General features: G+C 48.0%; 20 protein-coding genes. 18 read left to right on the top strand and 2 right to left on the bottom strand.

Going from position 1 to position 18,873, the window contains the following annotated elements:
* Window positions 1-70: 70 nt before the first annotated feature.
* The 11 genes from PIL01S_RS03185 to PIL01S_RS03135 all read left to right on the top strand — a co-directional run bounded on the left by PIL01S_RS03185 (window position 71) and on the right by PIL01S_RS03135 (window position 11,065).
* Window positions 71-1,036 (top strand): dipeptidase, encoded by a 966-nt coding sequence (locus PIL01S_RS03185; RefSeq protein WP_127536217.1) that lies wholly within the window; start codon window positions 71-73, stop codon window positions 1,034-1,036.
* Window positions 1,037-1,236: 200 nt separating this feature from the next.
* Window positions 1,237-1,809, top strand: a complete 573-nt coding sequence (pduL, locus tag PIL01S_RS03180; protein WP_017689107.1) for a phosphate propanoyltransferase — start codon at window positions 1,237-1,239, stop codon at window positions 1,807-1,809.
* A gap of 408 nt (window positions 1,810-2,217) precedes the next feature.
* Complete coding sequence (gene miaB / locus PIL01S_RS03175; protein WP_127536216.1) at window positions 2,218-3,774, top strand: tRNA (N6-isopentenyl adenosine(37)-C2)-methylthiotransferase MiaB; 1,557 nt, start codon at window positions 2,218-2,220, stop codon at window positions 3,772-3,774.
* 314 nt (window positions 3,775-4,088) lie between these two features.
* Window positions 4,089-4,502, top strand: coding sequence for a YlbF/YmcA family competence regulator (locus PIL01S_RS03170; protein ID WP_095287792.1), 414 nt, complete (start codon window positions 4,089-4,091; stop codon window positions 4,500-4,502).
* Window positions 4,503-4,801: 299 nt separating this feature from the next.
* Window positions 4,802-5,227, top strand: coding sequence for a PaaI family thioesterase (locus tag PIL01S_RS03165; RefSeq protein WP_095358569.1), 426 nt, complete (start codon window positions 4,802-4,804; stop codon window positions 5,225-5,227).
* 58 nt (window positions 5,228-5,285) lie between these two features.
* On the top strand, window positions 5,286-6,089 hold the full coding sequence (locus PIL01S_RS03160; protein ID WP_095287688.1) for an NUDIX hydrolase: 804 nt from the start codon (window positions 5,286-5,288) through the stop codon (window positions 6,087-6,089).
* Between the two features lie 69 nt (window positions 6,090-6,158).
* Window positions 6,159-6,722, top strand: coding sequence for a cysteine hydrolase family protein (locus PIL01S_RS03155; protein ID WP_127536215.1), 564 nt, complete (start codon window positions 6,159-6,161; stop codon window positions 6,720-6,722).
* A 162-nt stretch (window positions 6,723-6,884) separates the two neighbouring features.
* Window positions 6,885-8,339: a nicotinate phosphoribosyltransferase gene (locus PIL01S_RS03150; protein ID WP_127536214.1), complete on the top strand. Its 1,455-nt coding sequence runs from the start codon at window positions 6,885-6,887 to the stop codon at window positions 8,337-8,339.
* A gap of 381 nt (window positions 8,340-8,720) precedes the next feature.
* Complete coding sequence (locus PIL01S_RS03145) at window positions 8,721-9,374, top strand: hypothetical protein (RefSeq protein ID WP_127536213.1); 654 nt, start codon at window positions 8,721-8,723, stop codon at window positions 9,372-9,374.
* A gap of 36 nt (window positions 9,375-9,410) precedes the next feature.
* The gene (locus tag PIL01S_RS03140) at window positions 9,411-10,430 is read left to right on the top strand and encodes an acrylyl-CoA reductase family protein (protein WP_127536212.1); all 1,020 of its coding nucleotides are present in this window, start codon (window positions 9,411-9,413) and stop codon (window positions 10,428-10,430) included.
* A gap of 77 nt (window positions 10,431-10,507) precedes the next feature.
* Complete coding sequence (locus PIL01S_RS03135) at window positions 10,508-11,065, top strand: hypothetical protein (RefSeq protein ID WP_127536211.1); 558 nt, start codon at window positions 10,508-10,510, stop codon at window positions 11,063-11,065.
* Between the two features lie 97 nt (window positions 11,066-11,162).
* Here the strand turns inward: PIL01S_RS03135 and PIL01S_RS03130 are convergent, their stop codons facing one another.
* Entirely contained in the window at window positions 11,163-11,681 is a 519-nt protein-coding gene (locus PIL01S_RS03130) for a MogA/MoaB family molybdenum cofactor biosynthesis protein (protein ID WP_127536210.1), read from the bottom strand.
* Window positions 11,682-11,851: 170 nt separating this feature from the next.
* Between PIL01S_RS03130 and PIL01S_RS03125 the strand changes: the two genes are divergently transcribed.
* Window positions 11,852-12,910: a CobW family GTP-binding protein gene (locus tag PIL01S_RS03125; protein WP_127536209.1), complete on the top strand. Its 1,059-nt coding sequence runs from the start codon at window positions 11,852-11,854 to the stop codon at window positions 12,908-12,910.
* Between the two features lie 67 nt (window positions 12,911-12,977).
* Entirely contained in the window at window positions 12,978-13,313 is a 336-nt protein-coding gene (locus tag PIL01S_RS03120) for a four-helix bundle copper-binding protein (RefSeq protein ID WP_095287680.1), read from the top strand.
* A gap of 217 nt (window positions 13,314-13,530) precedes the next feature.
* On the opposite strand, the gene PIL01S_RS03115 is transcribed toward PIL01S_RS03120, so the two are convergent.
* Window positions 13,531-13,824, bottom strand: coding sequence for a hypothetical protein (locus PIL01S_RS03115; protein ID WP_127536208.1), 294 nt, complete (start codon window positions 13,822-13,824; stop codon window positions 13,531-13,533).
* Window positions 13,825-13,936: 112 nt separating this feature from the next.
* Between PIL01S_RS03115 and argS the strand changes: the two genes are divergently transcribed.
* From argS to PIL01S_RS03090, 5 genes are all read left to right on the top strand, one after another.
* The gene (gene argS, locus PIL01S_RS03110) at window positions 13,937-15,664 is read left to right on the top strand and encodes an arginine--tRNA ligase (protein WP_127536207.1); all 1,728 of its coding nucleotides are present in this window, start codon (window positions 13,937-13,939) and stop codon (window positions 15,662-15,664) included.
* A gap of 6 nt (window positions 15,665-15,670) precedes the next feature.
* Complete coding sequence (locus PIL01S_RS03105) at window positions 15,671-16,738, top strand: ATP-binding cassette domain-containing protein (RefSeq protein WP_127536206.1); 1,068 nt, start codon at window positions 15,671-15,673, stop codon at window positions 16,736-16,738.
* Window positions 16,735-17,445, top strand: coding sequence for a hypothetical protein (locus PIL01S_RS03100; protein ID WP_127536205.1), 711 nt, complete (start codon window positions 16,735-16,737; stop codon window positions 17,443-17,445). Before PIL01S_RS03105 ends, PIL01S_RS03100 begins: the two co-directional genes overlap by 4 nt.
* A gap of 100 nt (window positions 17,446-17,545) precedes the next feature.
* Entirely contained in the window at window positions 17,546-18,100 is a 555-nt protein-coding gene (locus tag PIL01S_RS03095) for a hypothetical protein (protein ID WP_246058078.1), read from the top strand.
* Window positions 18,093-18,740 (top strand): YdcF family protein, encoded by a 648-nt coding sequence (locus tag PIL01S_RS03090; protein ID WP_164764156.1) that lies wholly within the window; start codon window positions 18,093-18,095, stop codon window positions 18,738-18,740. Before PIL01S_RS03095 ends, PIL01S_RS03090 begins: the two co-directional genes overlap by 8 nt.
* Window positions 18,741-18,873 lie beyond the last annotated feature (133 nt).

Raw genomic sequence — 18,873 nt, 5'->3', positions numbered from 1 at the left:
AGTAGACAGGTTTTTTTGCATTCTGTCTATAGGCTTAATAAGAATAGGGTTTACATAGGGAGGTTTAATCATGACTAAGTGGCAAGTAGCCGATTTTCACTGTGACGCGCTCAGCAAAATGTTAATGCAATCAGAACTGTCCTTCGAAGATGGTTCAACACTGGATGTCAATCTGGAGCGGATGAAGCAAGGGAATGTGGGTCTGCAGGCATTTGCCATTTACTTACCTGAAGTGCTCGGCAGGGGCAAGTTTGAACATGTGGTTGGTCAGCTGGAAGTATATCGCACACGTGTGGAGAAGAGTCCTGAACGGCTTGGGGGCGTAAACAAATTATTATGGCGGGAACAGGTTGGTGAGGTCGGTCAAACGACTAATCCTTGGGGGCTGCTGACGCTGGAAGGTGTAGACGGACTCGAGGGGAACCTGTTTTATCTAGAGCTATGTTACCAAATGGGAGTAAGGATAGTAGGGCTCACCTGGAATTATGCCAACTGGGCAGCTGATGGTGTGTTGGAGAAGCGCGGAGCCGGATTGACCGAGAGGGGCAGAGAGCTGGTCCGCCTTTGTAACCGGATTGGCATGCTGCTGGATGTATCACATCTCACGGAGAAGGGATTCTGGGAGCTGGCTGAGCTGAGTGAGCGTCCGTTTATTGCTTCGCATTCCAACAGCTATACGGTTTGTCCAAATGTGCGTAATCTGAAGGATGACCAGATCCGGGCTATCATTGCACGGGAAGGGCGAATTGGGATAACGTTTGTTCCCTGGTTTGTGAAGCAGGAGGGAGAAGTTAGAATCGAACATTTGCTGCCTCATATTGAACAGATCTGTTCGCTTGGCGGGGATCAGCACCTGATGATGGGCTCAGATTTTGATGGAATACCCACATACATTCAAGATCTTGAACACACAGGCCAATATCCGAGGCTGATCGAAACCCTTCTCCAACATTACGACGAGAAGCTGGTACGCGGCTGGTTGTGGGATAATGCTATGAGTTATCTTGGGAAACATCTGCCTGAGGGGAATTTGTAATAAACACCAATTACAACAGCGAGATCACAGCATTCAATACAGATTGTTTTACAGAATAAGGAGATTATTGATTGTGAAATAAGTGTATTTCATGAATTTTCAGCAGTTCGTTTTCATTTCACGTCAAAAAGGGGTATAATACCAATGGATTGTTAAGAGCCTAATCGTAGGCCACAGATAAACAAGGAGTGAAATTCACGATGAGTAAAACAGTACCAGTGGGCGTATCTGCCCGTCACATTCATGTATCCCAAGAGCACGTTGAAATTTTGTTTGGTAAAGGCTACGAATTGACTGAGTTTAAACCTCTGTCCCAACCTGGTCAATATGCTGCGAACGAAACAGTAGCAGTTATCGGTTCCAAAGGACAGTTTGATAAAGTGCGTATCCTTGGACCTGTGCGTCCTGAGACACAACTGGAAATCTCGATGACAGACTCTTTCGCCATTGGCGTTAAGGCACCTGTTCGCGAGTCCGGAAGCATTGAAGGTACACCTGGCATCACAATCAAAGGACCAGCTGGTGAAGTTACGATTGATAAAGGTGTTATCGTTGCTGCCCGTCATATCCACTTCCATACTTCCGATGCTGCTAAATGGGGCATCGAAGACAAACAAATGCTGAAAGTTCGCCTCGGCGGAGATCGTGGTCTGGTACTTGAAAATGTACTGGCTCGTGTATCTGACTCTTTCGCATTGGACATGCATATTGACACAGATGAAGCAAATGCTGCTGGTGCTCGTAACGGCGACACTGCTGAAATCATCGACTAATCAAATGAACCGACATTCAACTGAGTTTTCTTCGGTTGGAGCAACTTAAAAAACCTGAGTACATCCTGGTAAGCTGTTTTACACGGCGGAGGGGTTTGTGCTCGGGTTTTTGTATTTTGCGTCACGTATGAGGCGGAGTTTGTATGGTAGGATTGTTAAATCAATGGCGGCTTGGAATGTGGAATTACAGCCCAGTTCATGTTATAATTTGATGTAATGCTCTTTTGGTGCAGATTGCATGAAATCGATAAGAATCCAAGAGAGATAACGAAGTTAGAAATATGAGATGGTGACTTTTTGTAGAGCTTGCTGCTCATATCGAACGTATATACAACTGCCTGATGCAGCGTGTTGTCTTAAGAACTTGAAACTTTTATTAATAGAGGCTGTAAGGAGTGACCGAAGGAAATGGCTAAAGACTCAAAAAAGGATTACTCCCAGTATTTTGATTTCTCCGATGCCAAAGTAATTTCGCAAGATGAATTCAGCAAAAAGATTCGAATTCGGGGCCGTGAGATCAACATCAAGTCGGAGCCTAATCATCGTCAGGAGAAACAACGGGGCAAGGAAGACGTTCAGGTGCTCTATGAGAATGCAGTACCGGACGAACTGAAAACGATTGGTAAAGGCAAACACTATATCGTATACACGTACGGCTGTCAGATGAACGAGCATGATTCCGAGACCATTAAGGGACTCCTGGAATCCATGGGTTATCAGGCAACCGAGGACCGCAAAGAGGCGGACATTATATTGTTGAACACATGTGCCATCCGTGAAAATGCGGAAGATAAGGTGTTTGGTGAGCTGGGTCACCTCAAAACGCTGAAGACGGAGCGTCCAGGACTGCTGCTCGGCGTATGCGGGTGCATGTCCCAGGAAGAAGGTGTCGTGAACCGAATCATGCAGAAGCATGGCTTTGTGGATATGATCTTCGGTACGCATAACGTTCACCGATTGCCGCATCTGATTCAGGAAGCACTCTTCAGCAAGGAAATGGTTGTTGAGGTTTGGTCCAAGGAAGGCGACATTATTGAGAACCTGCCGAAGAAACGTGAAGGCATGCGCGGCTGGGTGAATATCATGTATGGCTGTGACAAATTCTGTACATATTGCATCGTTCCATTTACACGGGGCAAAGAGCGCAGTCGCAGACCGGAAGATGTAATCGCCGAAGTTCGTGAGCTGGCAAGACAGGGATTCAAGGAAATCACATTGCTTGGACAGAATGTGAATGCTTATGGCAAGGATTTTACGGATCTGAAATACAGCTTCGGTGACCTGATGGACGATATTCGCAAAATCGACATTCCCCGTGTACGGTTTACAACCAGTCACCCACGGGATTTCGATGATCGACTGATTGAGGTGCTTGCCAAGGGAGGAAACCTGGTGGAACATATCCACCTCCCAGTACAGTCTGGCAGCACTGAAGTGCTGAAGCGAATGAGTCGTAAGTACAGCCGTGAACACTATCTCCAGCTGGCGGATAAGATTAAGAGAGCGATCCCTAATGTCGTTCTGACCACGGACATTATCGTTGGTTTCCCAGGTGAGACAGATGAGCAGTTCGAAGACACGTTGTCACTGGTGCGCGAAGTAGGGTATGACTTTGCTTATACCTTTATCTATTCTCCTCGCGAAGGTACGCCTGCTGCGGTGATGGAGGATAACGTGCCAATGGAAGTGAAGAAGGAACGCTTGAAACGCCTGAATGAAACCATCAACGAATACAGCCACAGAAGCAATGAACAGCAGCGCGGCAAGATCGTTGAAGTACTCGTCGAGGGTGAGAGCAAGCGGAATTCCAACGTCCTTGCAGGACGTACACGCAGTAATAAGCTGGTACATTTCGAAGGACCCAAAGAATTGATTGGTACATTTGTGAACGTGGAAATTACCGATCCGATGACTTTTTATATCCGTGGCAACCTGCTCACCGAGCCGGTAGCTGCCAATCAGTAATACAACACAACCGAATAAGATGAATTAGAGTGGCTTGATATTAGGTTTTGGACGTTACAGCGAAAGTAGCGCAGGGGACGGAATCGATTCTGTAGAAGCGGTAGCGTTCGCCTTTCTCCCGTAGTTCTAACATTTGATAAAATTTAATCAGGGAAACTTGGGGACAACAGCGATCGGAAGAACGATCCGTAACCGTAGCGGGAATTAGCAGTCGTTTGGAGCTAATATTGCTAGGAAATCATCTTATAATATCTCATAGAAATGGAGCGATTTCAGTGGCGCAGGAAGAAGAAGTGCAGTACAACCATTATGGAATGCCTACCTACGATACGCGCAATCTGGTCATACGCGACGACATTATGGGAAAAGCCAAAGAATTGGCTGATATGCTCGGCACAAGCGAGGAAGTAAGACACTTCCAACAGGCTGAGTCCAAAATTCGCGATCATGAGCGTATCCAGCAATTGATTGCAACAATCAAGAAGAAACAGAAGGAGATTGTTGCCTTCGAAAGCTTCAAAAATGCAGAGATGGTCAGCAAAATTGAACAGGAAATTGAAGAATTGCAGGATGAACTGGACAGCATCCCATTGGTAACCGAGTTCCAGCAGAGCCAAAGCGATATCAACTACCTGCTTCAACTTGTCATCTCTGTCATTCGGGATACCGTTTCCGAAAAAGTGAATGTGGAGGCAGGCACGGATTCACCTCCGACCAGCTGCGGTTAATGGACAAGAAGGGTGCGGACGCGGTCCGTGCCTTTTTTGACTTATAGGAACAGGGAGCTAACACAATCGATCTTGAAATACATTTCGAAGAGCTCCACGCAGTGGGGTTCTTTTGTGCGTGTACGGTTGAGGAACGCCTTTACAGGAATAAGACCAGGCTGGCAAGAGCAGGCTTATTAGTAATGATCAACCGTATAAAGGAGATAGCATCCGAGAGTCCGCAGCAGAATTACAGGTACAATGAAAAATATAGACAACTTAGTCGATAACATTAATGTGCAACAAAGGGGAAATGGAAAATGGATATTTTGGATAAAATGGTCGAAGAGGGCAATGAACGATTCTGGGGGTTCCTGGGTTGTCGTTATATCAAAGGGAATGAAAAGGAAGTACAGATCGCATTAACGGCTGGCGAACATCATACGAATTCGATGGGGATTATTCACGGCGGAGTGCTTACTTCCCTGATGGATCAAGCGATGGGGATGGTAGCCACAGCAGCGATGGCCGTGGACAGCTGTGTGACGACCAATCTGAATGTACATTTTCTGGCACCGATGAAACAGGGTGAGTTAATGGTGACAGCAACGGTGCTGCACCAAGCCGGACGGAGCCTCACCGCCCAAGCGGAAATTCGTGATGCATCAGGTACATTAGGATGTATGGCAACAGCCACGTTCCGTGTGGCACGATCAAAAACGCCAAGTACAGAATCCAAAGGTTGACAAACGATATTATTATGTCATAATGAGATTATCAAAATGAAAGTAGTCGGTGGTGCCCATGAGCGAAAACTACGAACACGTCAATGAAGAGAACGATGAACAGGCAGCACTTGCCTATAGTTCCAAGAAATATCGTACCCCCGATGGCGTTCCTGCGGATATCGTGATGTTCACCTTAACCAAGAGAGAACGCAAGACGGTAACCAAGACACTTCCTATTCGTGAACTGAAAGTGATGCTGATCAAGCGCAAAGGCTGGCCTTTTGCAGGTCGCTGGGCTTTGCCCGGTGGATTCTGTCAGGAAAACGAGTCCATCTATGACGCTGCCAAGCGGGAGCTAATGGAGGAGACCGGTGTCGACGGCGGACATCTGGAGTATTTAAATGTATATAGTCAACCCGGGCGGGATCCGAGAGGTTGGATTATCTCCCATGCGTTTTTCGCGCTTGTAGAAGAATGGATGCTGGAACATCGCCAGGCGGCGGATGATGCTGAAGATGTGGGCCTGTTTACCATCCAGGAAGCATTGCAGGAGCTGGAGCTTGCCTTTGATCACCGGACAATCATTGAGGATGCATATCGCCGCATACAGCAGCAGATGCTGGAAACGACGATTGCAAGACAGTTTCTGCCGCGTGATTTTACGTTAAGCGAATTGTACCAGGTCATTCAGAGTGTGGTACCTGATTTTGAAGAACCAAACTTCATTCGGAAAATCACTTCCACTCGCAGTCGAAAAGGGATTGTGGAAGAGGTACGAGACGAAGAAGGGAACCTCCTAAGTTCCAACCAGTACTCTCAGCGTCCGGCACAGCTTTATCGTTTCACGGAACTTGTACCCCGTCTGTCGATCTATACTTAATTTCGGAAGTTTATCATTAAGGAGTGTATCTGGATCAACCCAACCTATTCTCAAAAGGGAGTGTGGACGATGAAAGCACTAATTGTGATTGATTTTACCCGTGATTTCGTGGACGGGTCCTTGCCTGTAGGCCAGCCCGCGGTTGATATTGAGGAGACAGTTGCCGCGATAACGGAAGCATATTGTAATAATAAGCATGAAGTTATCATGGCAGTTGATCTGCATGAAGAGAGTGATCCGTACCATCCGGAAACGGCTCTTTTCCCACCGCATAATGTTAGAGGGACTGAAGGAAGGCAGCTATATGGCCGTCTGGCACAGGTGATGCAGGAACGTCATGAAGATATTCGGTGGATGGACAAAACAAGATACAGCGCATTTTCTGGTACGGACCTGGAACTCAGGCTGCGTGAACGCGGGATTACAGACATCGCACTGATCGGAGTATGTACGGATATTTGCGTTCTGCATACGGCAGTGGATGCGTACAACAAAGGTTTTCACATTACGGTGTATGAAGATGCTGTTGCCAGCTTCAACCCGGCGGGACATGAATGGGCACTCGGACATTTTCAGTCAAGCCTTGGAGCTCAGGTCATTAAGGCCAGTGAGACCGTACTTGCAAGGGCTTAGCCTGGCGTTCAGTGATTTGTTAATAAAATGATGAGCAGGAAATAATCCGGAGACTCGTATCTTTACACATGTTCTGATACAAAAGTAAGGAGTCTCCACATGTTGAACCGAGTGCACAGGATACACTTGTGTAACGAGCGGAAGTCAGAGAGGATGAGACAAATGCAGACGACTAGCCTGGCTTTACATACGGATAAATATCAAATTAATATGATGTATGCACACTGGGTGAATGGCACTCACAAACGAAAAGCGGTGTTTGAAGCCTATTTCCGCAAGCTTCCTTTTGGTAACGGTTATGCCGTATTCGCCGGATTGGAACGGATTGTGAACTATATTAGCCAGCTTCGCTTCACCATGGAAGACATCAAGTATTTATCCAAACAAGAGGAAAATTACGATCCGGTCTTTCTGGAAGAGTTGCTCCAGTTTTCATTTCAGGGGACAATTCATTCCATGAAGGAAGGAGCGCTCGTTTTCCCTGATGAACCGCTCATTCGGGTAGAAGGCTCCATTATGGAGACCCAACTGGTGGAGACGGCAATACTTAACTTCATGAACTATCAGACCTTGATTGCAACGAAGGCGTCACGGATCAAACAGGTGGCGAGTCAGGACACCCTGCTTGAATTCGGAACCAGACGGGCTCAGGAAGCCGATGCAGCCATATGGGGTGCACGTGCATCATATGTCGCTGGGTTCCATGCAACGTCCAACATGCTGGCAGGAGAACGTTTTGGCATTCCGACAGCTGGAACACATGCTCACTCTTGGGTACAGAGCTTCATGAGTGAACAGGAGGCGTTTGACGTCTATGCCAAAGTGCTGCCTGATCAGGTGACCCTGCTCGTAGATACCTTTGATACGCTGAACAGTGGAGTACCTCATGCGATCAAAACGGCCAAAATGCTCGAAAGCCAGGGCAAGAAAATGAATGCCATCCGGCTGGATAGCGGTGACCTTGCCTACCTGTCCATTCAGGCACGTCAAATGCTGGATGAGGCAGGACTGGATTACGTTAAAATTGTGGCGTCCAATGACCTGGATGAGAACACGATCTTCAACCTGAAAGCTCAGGGCGCTCGCATCGATACATGGGGCGTAGGTACACAGCTGATTACGGCATCCGACCAGCCATCCCTCGGCGGGGTTTACAAGCTGGTCGAACGTGAAGTGGATGGTGCCATGCTGCCGACGATCAAAATATCGGCGAATCCCGAGAAGGTATCCACCCCAGGCAAAAAAGAAGTATTCCGGATCATTGATCCGAAGCATGGTAAGGCCATTGCAGACTATATCTGCTATCCTGGAGAAGAACAGCCGCTTCAGGGCGGGCCGCTCAAGCTGTTCAACCCGCTACACCCGTATCTCAAAAAGACCGTAACGCGCTATGAAGCGGTAAATATGCTTGAACCAATCTTTGTGAATGGGTTGAAAGTATATGAGCTGCCTACCCTGGATGAAATCCGCAGCTACCACCGTGAACAGATGGATCTGTTCTGGCCAGAGTATTTGCGTAAACTCAATCCGGAGATTTACCGTGTGAACATCAGCCCGGCAGCATGGAATATGAAGCAGAAGCTGATTGCTGAACACGTACAATTCACAGAGGAATGAGAACGGAAGAAGGCATAATCGGTATCTTTACCGGGTTATGCCTTTTTGGTTTCGGATTTGTTTTGCAACCATCCATCGGCTTCAGGCTTGGCTTTACGAATTCATGCGGCTGTGTCCAACGTCACGACAGATGGGCTAGGAGCCACAGTATACTAAGGGTTGAAGACGGAATGTAGTTGGACATGGGCATAATTATTTCTCGGGAAATGGCAAAAGACGCCAAAATTCTGCATTGTTCAGAAGTTATGGATCCGCATAGTCTTAGGGAGTTGCAGATGGACAGCACGGCCAGGATCCAATTCGCGAGCAATTCTAGAATCTTACGTTTTCTGTTTCAAGCATGCAGCCTCGGGGGATGAAACAGTGAGGGAGGTGTACATCGTGAAATGGATCTTGGGAATGATCTGGCTTGCCTTCTTGGCATATGCATGGATTTGGGCGCCTGGAAAGCCAGTGGGGAGCGATCCTGTGTTCAAAGAGCTGATTACGCTGCAGAGCAAGGAAGCATGGTTGATGACCGTGTTCTCATGGCTGGGCATTTTTCCAGCGATCTTCGCATGTCTCCTGTTAAAAACACCTGCAAACGAGCGTGGAAGCCGTGTGCCTGTTTGGCCGTTCGTGCTCTTGTCTTTTGGCTTGGGAGCCTTTGCACTGCTTCCTTATTTCGCAAGGTCGTCACCAAAGCGGAGTAGACGGGGAAGGGAACATCTTCATTTTGGCTATCGCCGCAGCTCGATAATTGGGCGGATTGCAGGACACAAACTGACTCATGGTATACTTTTATTGTTGACGGTGGGTACGGCATGCTACGGATTCATTCAAGGCCATCCGGCTGTATATATGGAAGCATTCAGGCAATCTTCCTTTGTACATATTATGACGATTGATTTTGTTGTGCTGACACTGCTCTCCGTTATTGCAATCTATAGGGATGCTGTGTTCAGTCGCAGATCGCGTATATGGGCATTAACAGGGGTGGTGCCCCTGATTGGACCACTCGTGTATTTGGTAGTGGATAGAAGAAGTGCAGCTTAAGATCAGAAAATCAAAAATCATAAGGAGAGGATTTACATGGAGAATACGTTTCCGGCATATGTCATCCGAAGTCAAGAACAAGGCGGAGTTAAGGCATCTGTAGAACAGTTGAAAAAAGAAGATCTACCGAATGGAGATGTGACTGTACAAGTACAGTACTCCAGTGTCAATTATAAGGACGGACTCGCTACAATTGAAAAAGGGGGAGTTGTTCGTGAATATCCCATGGTACCTGGAATCGACCTGGCAGGTATGGTAGAAGAGTCCGTAAGTGGACGATTTGCCCCGGGGGACCGGGTGATCAGCACAGGTTTTGAGCCCGGGGTGTCTCATTTTGGAGGCTACAGCAGATACGCTCGTTTACGGAGCGAGTGGCTGGTTCCGCTGCCACCGGGTCTCAGCGAGAAGGAAGCGATGGCAATCGGTACAGCTGGTTTTACGGCAGCTTTGTCGGTTGATGCTTTACTTCAGGCAGGGGTTACACCAGACATGGGCAAGATTTTGGTTACGGGGGCAACCGGCGGCGTTGGGAGTATGGCCGTGGCCATTTTGGCGAAGCTTGGCTTTGAAGTAACGGCTAGTACTGGAAAAAAGAAAGAGCAGGAGAAGTTGCTTATAGATCTGGGCGCCTCACACGTTATTACACGCGAAGAAGCTGACGCCCCGGCCAAAGGGGCGATGGGCAAACAGCTGTGGGCAGGGGTTGTTGATCCAGCCGCAGGCCCAGCACTGGCCGAACGTCTGAAGCAGGTTCAATATGGAGGTGCAGTTGCCGTATCCGGATTGACTGCTGGATCCCGGTTTGAATCTACCGTTTTTCCGTTTATCATGCGGGGCATTCAGTTAATCGGGATTGATTCAGTGTATTGTCCAATGGAGAGACGGGAACGCTTGTGGAACCTCCTTGGCGGGGATTGGAAGCCGGATCGCGCGCTGGAGCTGGGCATTCAGGAGATCACCTGGGCACAGCTGCCACACACGCTGGAGAACATTTTGCAGGGTGGCGCGGTCGGTCGTACCGTGGTAAATACGATGGCAGACATACCGACCGAATAAGATTCTTTTCACCTAGACATGCTAATCCTACCTAAGATTGCCACGAAGCAAGAAGTGGTGTGAAAGGAAGGAAACGTATGTCTATTGGAAGAAAAGGAACGCGGTGGGCAGTAGAAAGAGGATTGAGGTGCTTGTTTGCTGGAGTTATGATCGTACTATGCCTGGGATCACTTGTTGCTTGTTCAAATGAATCTGCTCAGCAGGAGCGAAAGGTGTACAGCGGGCAAGCGACGGAAGAGGGCAATATGAGGGCCAAGAGTCAGGGACACGGCTTAAACGGCCCACTGATACAGGAGCTGGATAAATCTTTTGCCGCCAAAGACATCAAGTTAATGAACAACATGTCCGCAGATGATGGCGAAGGTGGAATCTCCTATATGTACCTGCTGAATGGCAGCGGCCGACATATTGTAAAGGTTCACATTTTTGGTGATCCGGACACACGAACCGCACGAATGAAAGAAATGTACGGTATTTCTGACGAGCAGGCAGTTATTGAAAATGCACTTGGCCAAACAACGATTCGGAGCAAAGGGTATGTGTCACTTGTATACACCGCTTCAGGTGGGGAGAAGGACATTTATGGAGAAAAGGTAACCCAGGTGTTCCAGCATGTGCTGAATCAGTTGAACTGATCCCAGAGGCAGGAAGCGGCAGCAGCGTTAAAACTATTTGTTCATTCATGGGATGAATTAAATAAATGTATAGAAAACGACAAACCCGTCTGATGATTCAGACGGGTTTGTATATTTCGCGCATCACATGCCGCAGCTCTGGAATAATGATTTTTTCCATTGCCAGCTTGACTGCACCTTTGGAGCCCGGCATGGAGAAAACAGCTGTTCGTCCAATCGTTCCCGCTACGGCTCTGCTCAGAATCGCAGCTGAACCGATATCCTCTGTATAACTGAGGAAACGAAAGATTTCACCAAAGCCGGGCAGTTCCTTGTCAAGCAGGGAGGATACGGCTTCATACGTTGTATCTCTGGGAGCGATCCCGGTACCTCCACTGAGCAGTACGGCTTCAATATCATCCCGTACGGCTGCATCCTGCAGAATGGTGCGGATACGCTCGGTTTCGTCTGGTGTAATGATATATTCGGCAATTTCATATCCTGCCTCGGTCAGCAGTTGATGCATGAGTTGTCCGCTGGTATCCGTGTCCTTGGTGCGGGTATCGGATACGGTGACAATCATGCAAGAGACCTTGTCCGGCGCTTCTCGACGATGTTGTTCCACTGAGTTGGTCATGAGACATCCTCCTAATCCATATTTTCTCATAGCATAGACCATTCGGCAGTTTCAGGCAATGCGCCGGAGAGAATTGCTCCGTATTGCACATTGATTGCAGGATGGTGTACACTCGCTAGATATAGAATTAGAATGATTTATACAATGGTCAGCCAGAGAGGTGTATAGCAATGAGCGTAACGAGTGAAAAAGAAAAGTCCATACCAGTATATATATTGTCAGGTTTTTTGGGGAGCGGAAAAACGACGCTTCTTGTGCAGTTGATTGAACATTGGCAGCAAGCAGGCTTGCGTCCTGCAGTAGTCATGAACGAGCTCGGTGAGGTAAACCTCGATGGTCAGGTGGTAGATGCTGAAGTACCCATGACCGAAATGCTCGGGGGGTGCATCTGTTGTACGGTACGAGGCGACTTGGGTCTTCAGCTTGCTGATCTTGTACAGGAGGAGTCGCCGGATGTCATTGTCATTGAAGCGACGGGAGCAGCCAACCCAATGGAAATTCTGGATGCCGTGACGGAGACGTCCTTGTACATGCGTCTTGAGCTGAAAAGTCTCATTACCGTTGTGGATGCAGCACATCTGTCAGGCTTGTACCAAGAGCAGAAGGGGCAGACGTTCAAGCTGATGCAGGAGCAGATTCGCTGTGCCTCGGTACTGATTCTGAACAAAACAGACCGGGTCGGTGAACAGGAAATAAGTGATCTGCAGCAGCTGCTCACGAAGTGGAACGGTTTTGCCCCGGTTATTCAAGCCGTGAGATGTGAAGTCGACATGGATCTGCTGCTTCAAAGTGGGGATGGAGTGCATGCCTATCAGGCTGCAGCTGAATCGGATCATCAAGAGGCTGCGACAGAGCACGTCCATACTGAGGCATGTTCAGAGCATGGTTGTGGTCATAGTCATGAACATCATCATGAACATCATACCCCGCACGCATCACATGAGCATGTTATGGTGTATACGCATTATTTTAACCAGCCGGTGAACAGCGAAGCTTTTGAGCGGTTTATAGCTGGATTGCCGCGGGATGTTTACCGAGCCAAGGGTATTCTCTCCTTTAGTGATACAGCTAGCCGTTTCTGGTTTCAGTATGCGTATCGGGAATCGGACTATATGAAAATCACGCCTCAGGGAGACGTACCCAATGTGGCTGTGTTCATAGGTGAGCATTTTGACCAGGCTGTCATTCGCCATCAATTACTGGAAATGGAATCCATAAATCAGGCTTGATGATTCAAGGTTCCTCCGAACTGGGTATTAAGAAGCATAGCAAACTTTGCCTGGGAGGTAACTTTAAATGACACAACAACAATATCAACAATGTATTGATGCTTGCCTGGAGTGCATGAATGCTTGCAATGTATGTTACATATCCAGCTTGAAAGAATACGATCTGGCGATGCTTCGTGACTGTATCCGACTGGACCGCGAATGTGCCGAAATTTGTGGATTCGCTGCTCAAGCCATGACGCGTGGAAGTGATTTCATCGCTGAAATTTGCGAACTTTGCGTAAAAGCTTGCGAAGCATGTGCAGCGGAATGCAGCAAACATGAACACGATCACTGTCAGGCATGCGCCGAAGCTTGCCGTAAATGTGCAGAAGCTTGCCGTTTGATGGCAGCAGTAGCTTAAATAGATGCATGAATGAGCGGCCAAATGGATTTAAATATAATTGGCGCAATCCCCTCTTGAAATCAACGCAGAGTACATCAAACCAGGTGTGCGGATACGTTGCAATCAGGAGGGGATTTTTGCGATGACGAGCACTAGAAAGCATGCACCGCAAATGGGATGCCTACAGAACAGGATAATAGAAGCGGGGCTGCCTTCATCGGGGAATGTTAATTTTCTACAGGTTGCTAAAGTCAGAAGCGATATGTATAATGATGGCAATGAATGAACGATAAATATCCGTGATCGGGAGAGTAACCAGTATCATGCTTAACAGCGAGCCGGAGCAGGTGGAAGCCGGTATGACATGACCTGTGTGAACCGCACCCGTGAGATGGTTATCCGAAGTGATGCTTTTTTGGAGTGAAAGACGAAGCATCTTCATGAGGGTAATCCGGCATGCGGCCGTTATTCGCACCAAGCGGAGCAGCTTCGGGCGCCATATGACATGTGGCAGTACGAGGTTGTTCACCTAGAGTGGTACCGCGGGAACTGTCAGATCAGCTCTCGTCTCTTTTATAGAGACGAGAGCTTTTTTTATTCTTTATTTTTGATAATCCATATCAGACAAAGGAGTGTTTATTATGTTAATGAAACAAGCGGCAGCACATCTTGCTCCTCTTACGGGGCTGCAGGAAGAAGAGGTTCTCAAGCTTTTGGAAATCCCGCCACAACCGGAGCTGGGGGATGCAGCATTCCCTTGTTTTGTACTCGCCAAATCACGCAAGAAAGCACCTGCAGCGATTGCTGCGGAGATCGCCGGCGAACTGAAGACAGCAGACTTTACAGCTGTAGCAGCAGGGCCTTATGTGAATATCCAGTTTAACCGGGAAAAGTGGTCCTCGGAATTATTGGAATGGGTGGGCCAACCTTCGTTCGGTAAGCTCAATATTGGCAAGGATGCACGCGTACTAATTGATATGTCGTCCCCCAACATCGCGAAACCGTTCGGCATTGGACATCTTCGTTCAACGGTTATTGGTGCAGCGCTATATCGGTTATACAGTGAAGCGGGATATATCCCGGTGAGTGTTAATCATCTTGGAGATTGGGGAACCCAGTTTGGGAAACAAATTGCTGCCTACAAACGCTGGGGTAACGATGAAGCGCTTGAGGCAGAACCTATCCGCACTTCCCTTGAGCTCTATGTACGGTTCCACGACGAAGCGGAGAATGACCCAACCCTGGAGACCGAAGCCCGTGAATGGTTCCGCAAACTGGAGCAGGGAGATGAAGAGGCCAGACGGTTATGGACGTTCTTTGTTGAGGTGAGCATGAAGGAATTTAACCGGATGTATGAACGTCTGAATGTACAGTTTGATCATACTCTCGGCGAGAGCTTCTACAATGACAAGATGGGAGCCGTTGTGGAAGATCTCAAAACCAAGGGTTTGCTGGAAGAGAGCGACGGAGCGTTAGTCGTGCGTTTGGAGGAAGAAAATATGCCGCCTTGCCTGATAATCAAAAAGGACGGAACAACCATCTATCCGACACGGGATTTGGCCACAGCCGTTTATCGTCATGATGTTATGAAGGCAGATAAGCTGTTATATGTCGTTGGGGGAGAGCAAAAGCTGCATTTCAAACAGGTATTTGCCGTACTGTCCCGGATGGGATATGAGTGGGCTGCGAACTGTGAGCATATTCCGTTCGGATTGATGCGCTTTGAAGGGCGGAAGATGTCCACCCGGCGCGGTAAAGTCGTCTTTTTGCAGGAAGTGCTGGATGAAGCGGTTGCTCGGGCTTTACAGATCATTGAAGAGAAGAATCCAAACCTGGACAACGCGCAGGACGTTGCGGAAGCCGTAGGTGTAGGAGCGATTGTTTTTGGTGATTTGCGCAATAACCGCCTGAATGATGTGGATTTCTCTTTGGAAAGTGCGGTCAGTTTTGAAGGGGAGACCGGACCTTATGTCCAGTACACCTATGCTCGGATCAACAGTGTACTTGCCAAGGTCAAGGACACGAACATTAGTAGTGAGAATGGCCAAGCGACTAGCTCGAATGATACAGAGATCAATAATGACGCAAGTCACACAGCAACCGTTGGAGACGCCTCTTGGACGCTGCTTAAGTTATTGGCTGATTATCCGCAATATCTTGAAAAAGCCGTTGGGCGCAATGAACCTTCGGTGATTGCCAAGTATGCAATTGATCTGGCTCAGGCATTCAACCGTTTCTATCACGCCGAACGGATCGCTGACGCCCCCGCTGAAGTACGGCCGTTCCGGGTGAGTCTAACCAAGTGCACAGCTGAACGTATTGTCCGCAGTCTCTATTTGCTCGGCGTCCGGGCACCTGAGCGGATGTGATGTACTGTGAAATGGGGGAAGCGTAGAACTGGTTGTGAAGCAGATGGTACTAAACATGATGAAGCAGGCAAGTTGCCCGTTGGGATCTCGCTTCAGCATGTGAGTAAACGTCTCGGAGGCGTATCCGTATTGAGTGGGATTAATTTACATGTGGAAGCTGGAGAATGCGCTGTGTTGGTGGGCAGAAATGGTTCAGGTAAAAGCACCTTGCTGCGCACCTTGGCAGGATTCCTGGTTCCTGATCATGGCGTGGTGTGTCAGACGATAAAAGAAAAGAAGATGTATGCGCTTGACGGATTGCCACGTTTGCCATTCACTTCAGCCGAATATTTGTGGGAAATGGGCCGGATTCGTGGCATCCGACCTGCGTTGCTGCGACAACGTATAAACGAGCTGAGTGAGTTACTTTTTCTTGGGTCTGCGCTCGATCAGAAATTATCCCTGTTATCCAAAGGAACGCTTCAAAAGGTCAATTTGATTCAAGCGATGCTGCCAGGTCCAGATGGGCTCATGCTGCTGGATGAGCCATTATCCGGCCTGGACCTTCCTGCCCAGGAGGCGGTCGTAACCCTGCTGCAGCAATGGAAAAAGGAAGGCACCTCCATTGTGACAGCTTGTCATGAACCGCTATTTATTGAGCGAATGGCCGATCAGGTCTATGTGCTTCAAAATGGTCGTGCATTACGGCATTGGAAACGCGATGATCTAAAAGAGTTGGGAGAGCCCATTGTCCAAATCCAGAGTTTAATGAAAGGATCGAATATGGAGCTGCTAAATACATATTCGAATCTTGTTGAACAGGAGGGTGTTTTACAGCTCCATCGTCATGGGGAGATGCATGATCGCAACGAAGTAGTATGGGACTGGAAAGTTGAACGCAGTACCACGGATCATGTGATCCATGAAATTATTGCGGCTGGTGGTTCGATTGTGTCTGTTTTGCAAGAGGAAAGCCGAGTACATATGGAGCGTTTGCTGGAAGGTCATCATCCGGCCGATCATCGGAAGAAAAGCGCCACCGAACCTGCTTTCTCCCATTCTCGATTGGACACGATGGAAGGAGAGTCTCCATGATTCATCTAACCCGGTATTTGCTCAGACAATACATCCGTTCACAGAAGTATTTTGCACCCGTGGTGATGTACATCATCGCCATGCTCCTGATCTACTCATATCAGCCGAATCCGGTGGCGGACAGTTATAGTGTTACGGCCATGCTTCTATTTTTTGGGTCTGCCTGGCTGGGATTGACTGTAATGAATGCAGAGCCAGCAGGGCAAATTCAATTGCTTGTTCTGCATGCAGGAAACCGACGAAAAGTTATCCTTGGCCAATTATGGTGCACCTGGTTGATGCAATGTGCGCTTGTGGTGATCACCGTGTTGTATCCTGTGATGTTTGGTATGTTCGAGAGACCGCCGACTGGCGGAGAGTGGATGATGGCGTGGTCGGGACATTTGGCATTATCTCTACTGGGTTTAGCTGTAAGTCTTTTCTTTCAAAAATCGTATATTCCCCGGCTTAGTCGCAGTCTGCCTGGTTTGATTATTATGCTTCTTCTTTCATTTGTGCAGGGTTCACTCGCAAGTCAGTTGCCAAACTGGCTGCAATGGTTAAGCAAAGTCTTGCCCCCAGCTTTCTATCTTGTGCGTGAAATGATGTTATTTGAAGAAGCGAAGTGGGTAACTATCTTATTGCCCATCCTGTGGGCTGTAATGTACGCATTCGTCCTGCTCTCCGTTCATATATGGCTGGCTGGAAGAAGGGATTTGCGGAGTTAGAAGCCGTTAATCCCTACGACTTGAATGTTGCTCTTTCTTTAGTTACGATAGAGGAACATAAAACGGGAAATGGGTACGGGAATGAAAGGGGCGCTCGCTTTTGCAAAACTCAGACATGCAGCATGGTGACATGCTGGATAGCGAACACTCCAGAGAATTGTTTGCATACTATGGATTAGCTGTTTACTATGGACAGGCTCTTGAGCAGCAGCTCGTCAATCTGATCCTGTTGATGAAAATGTCTCAAGGCAAAGTTGTATCCGATGAAGACCTGGAAGATCTATACGAGCGGAAAATGAGCAGTTCACTTGGGCAACTCATTCATGAGGTTAAGCATCACTTTACGTTTTCAGATGAAGAAACCCGCCAGTTGAATGAATTATGGAAGCAGCGGAACAGCATTGTGCACCATTACTTTAAGGAACGAATTCATGAAACCTTTAGTCCTGAGGGACGATCGCGCATGATCAAGGAACTGGAGGATTTCAAAGACCGTGCGCAGGAGCTGGAGATCAGCCTACAACAATACACGGGCGCCTGGATTGCACAGCTAGGATTAAATGCTGAGTCGGCTGCGGCGCTGCGGCGACTTGAACATATGCATTCTGAGAGCTCGCATGCCCAAAGCATGGAAGAGGAGAATCAGCTTGATTGAAGGCAAGGTAGGGGAACGAAAACGGAAAAAAAGAGGAAAGCGAAGCTGGCTGGTCATTGCCATTACATCCTTGGTGTTGATAGGAATTCTCTGGGCCCTAGTTACGGCCTGGCTGATCGCGGAATACACATCTGAGCAATCGACCAGACAAAGTGATGCAGCTGTCATTCTTGGTGCTGCTGTGGAAGGGGATCGTCCTTCACCTGTATTTCGAGAGCGAATTGAACATGCTATTGCATTATATCGTCAGGGTACAATACCCATACTCATCTTTACCGGCGGTTCTGGACGTGATGGGGAGCGCTCTGAAGCGGAAGTGGGAAAGGATTATGCAGTTGAACATGGTGTAGATCCAAGAGATATTCTGATCGAAACACAATCAAGAATTACAGAGGAGAACCTGGTTAATACCATTGCAATTGGGGATCAGGCAGGATACCAGAAATATACGATTGTAAGTGACCCGCTGCATATGAAGCGGGCCATGAAGCTGGCAAGCCAACTGGACATGGATGCTGTTCCATCTCCAACACAAACGACAGCCTATCAGACCTGGCGCAGCCAAATTCCATTTTTGGCACGAGAGACTGTGTTATACATGGGGTATACGCTAAAAGGATGGATAGACAATCTGCAGTAGCCTTCAGGCGAATTGTGGGTTGTCTTTTCTTTTTGCACAACTGGGCAGCTGTGATAAGTCCATCACATTTCAATCGTACGCCTCCTCGTTTTATGAACCTCCTTATACACTTCGCTTTGTTTACAATAGAAAA

It is taken from the genome of Paenibacillus illinoisensis NBRC 15959 (assembly GCF_004000925.1).
Lineage (GTDB): Bacteria > Bacillota > Bacilli > Paenibacillales > Paenibacillaceae > Paenibacillus > Paenibacillus illinoisensis.
The sequence above is the reverse complement of the archived record's forward strand: the minus strand, read 5'-3'. Positions and strand labels throughout refer to the sequence as shown.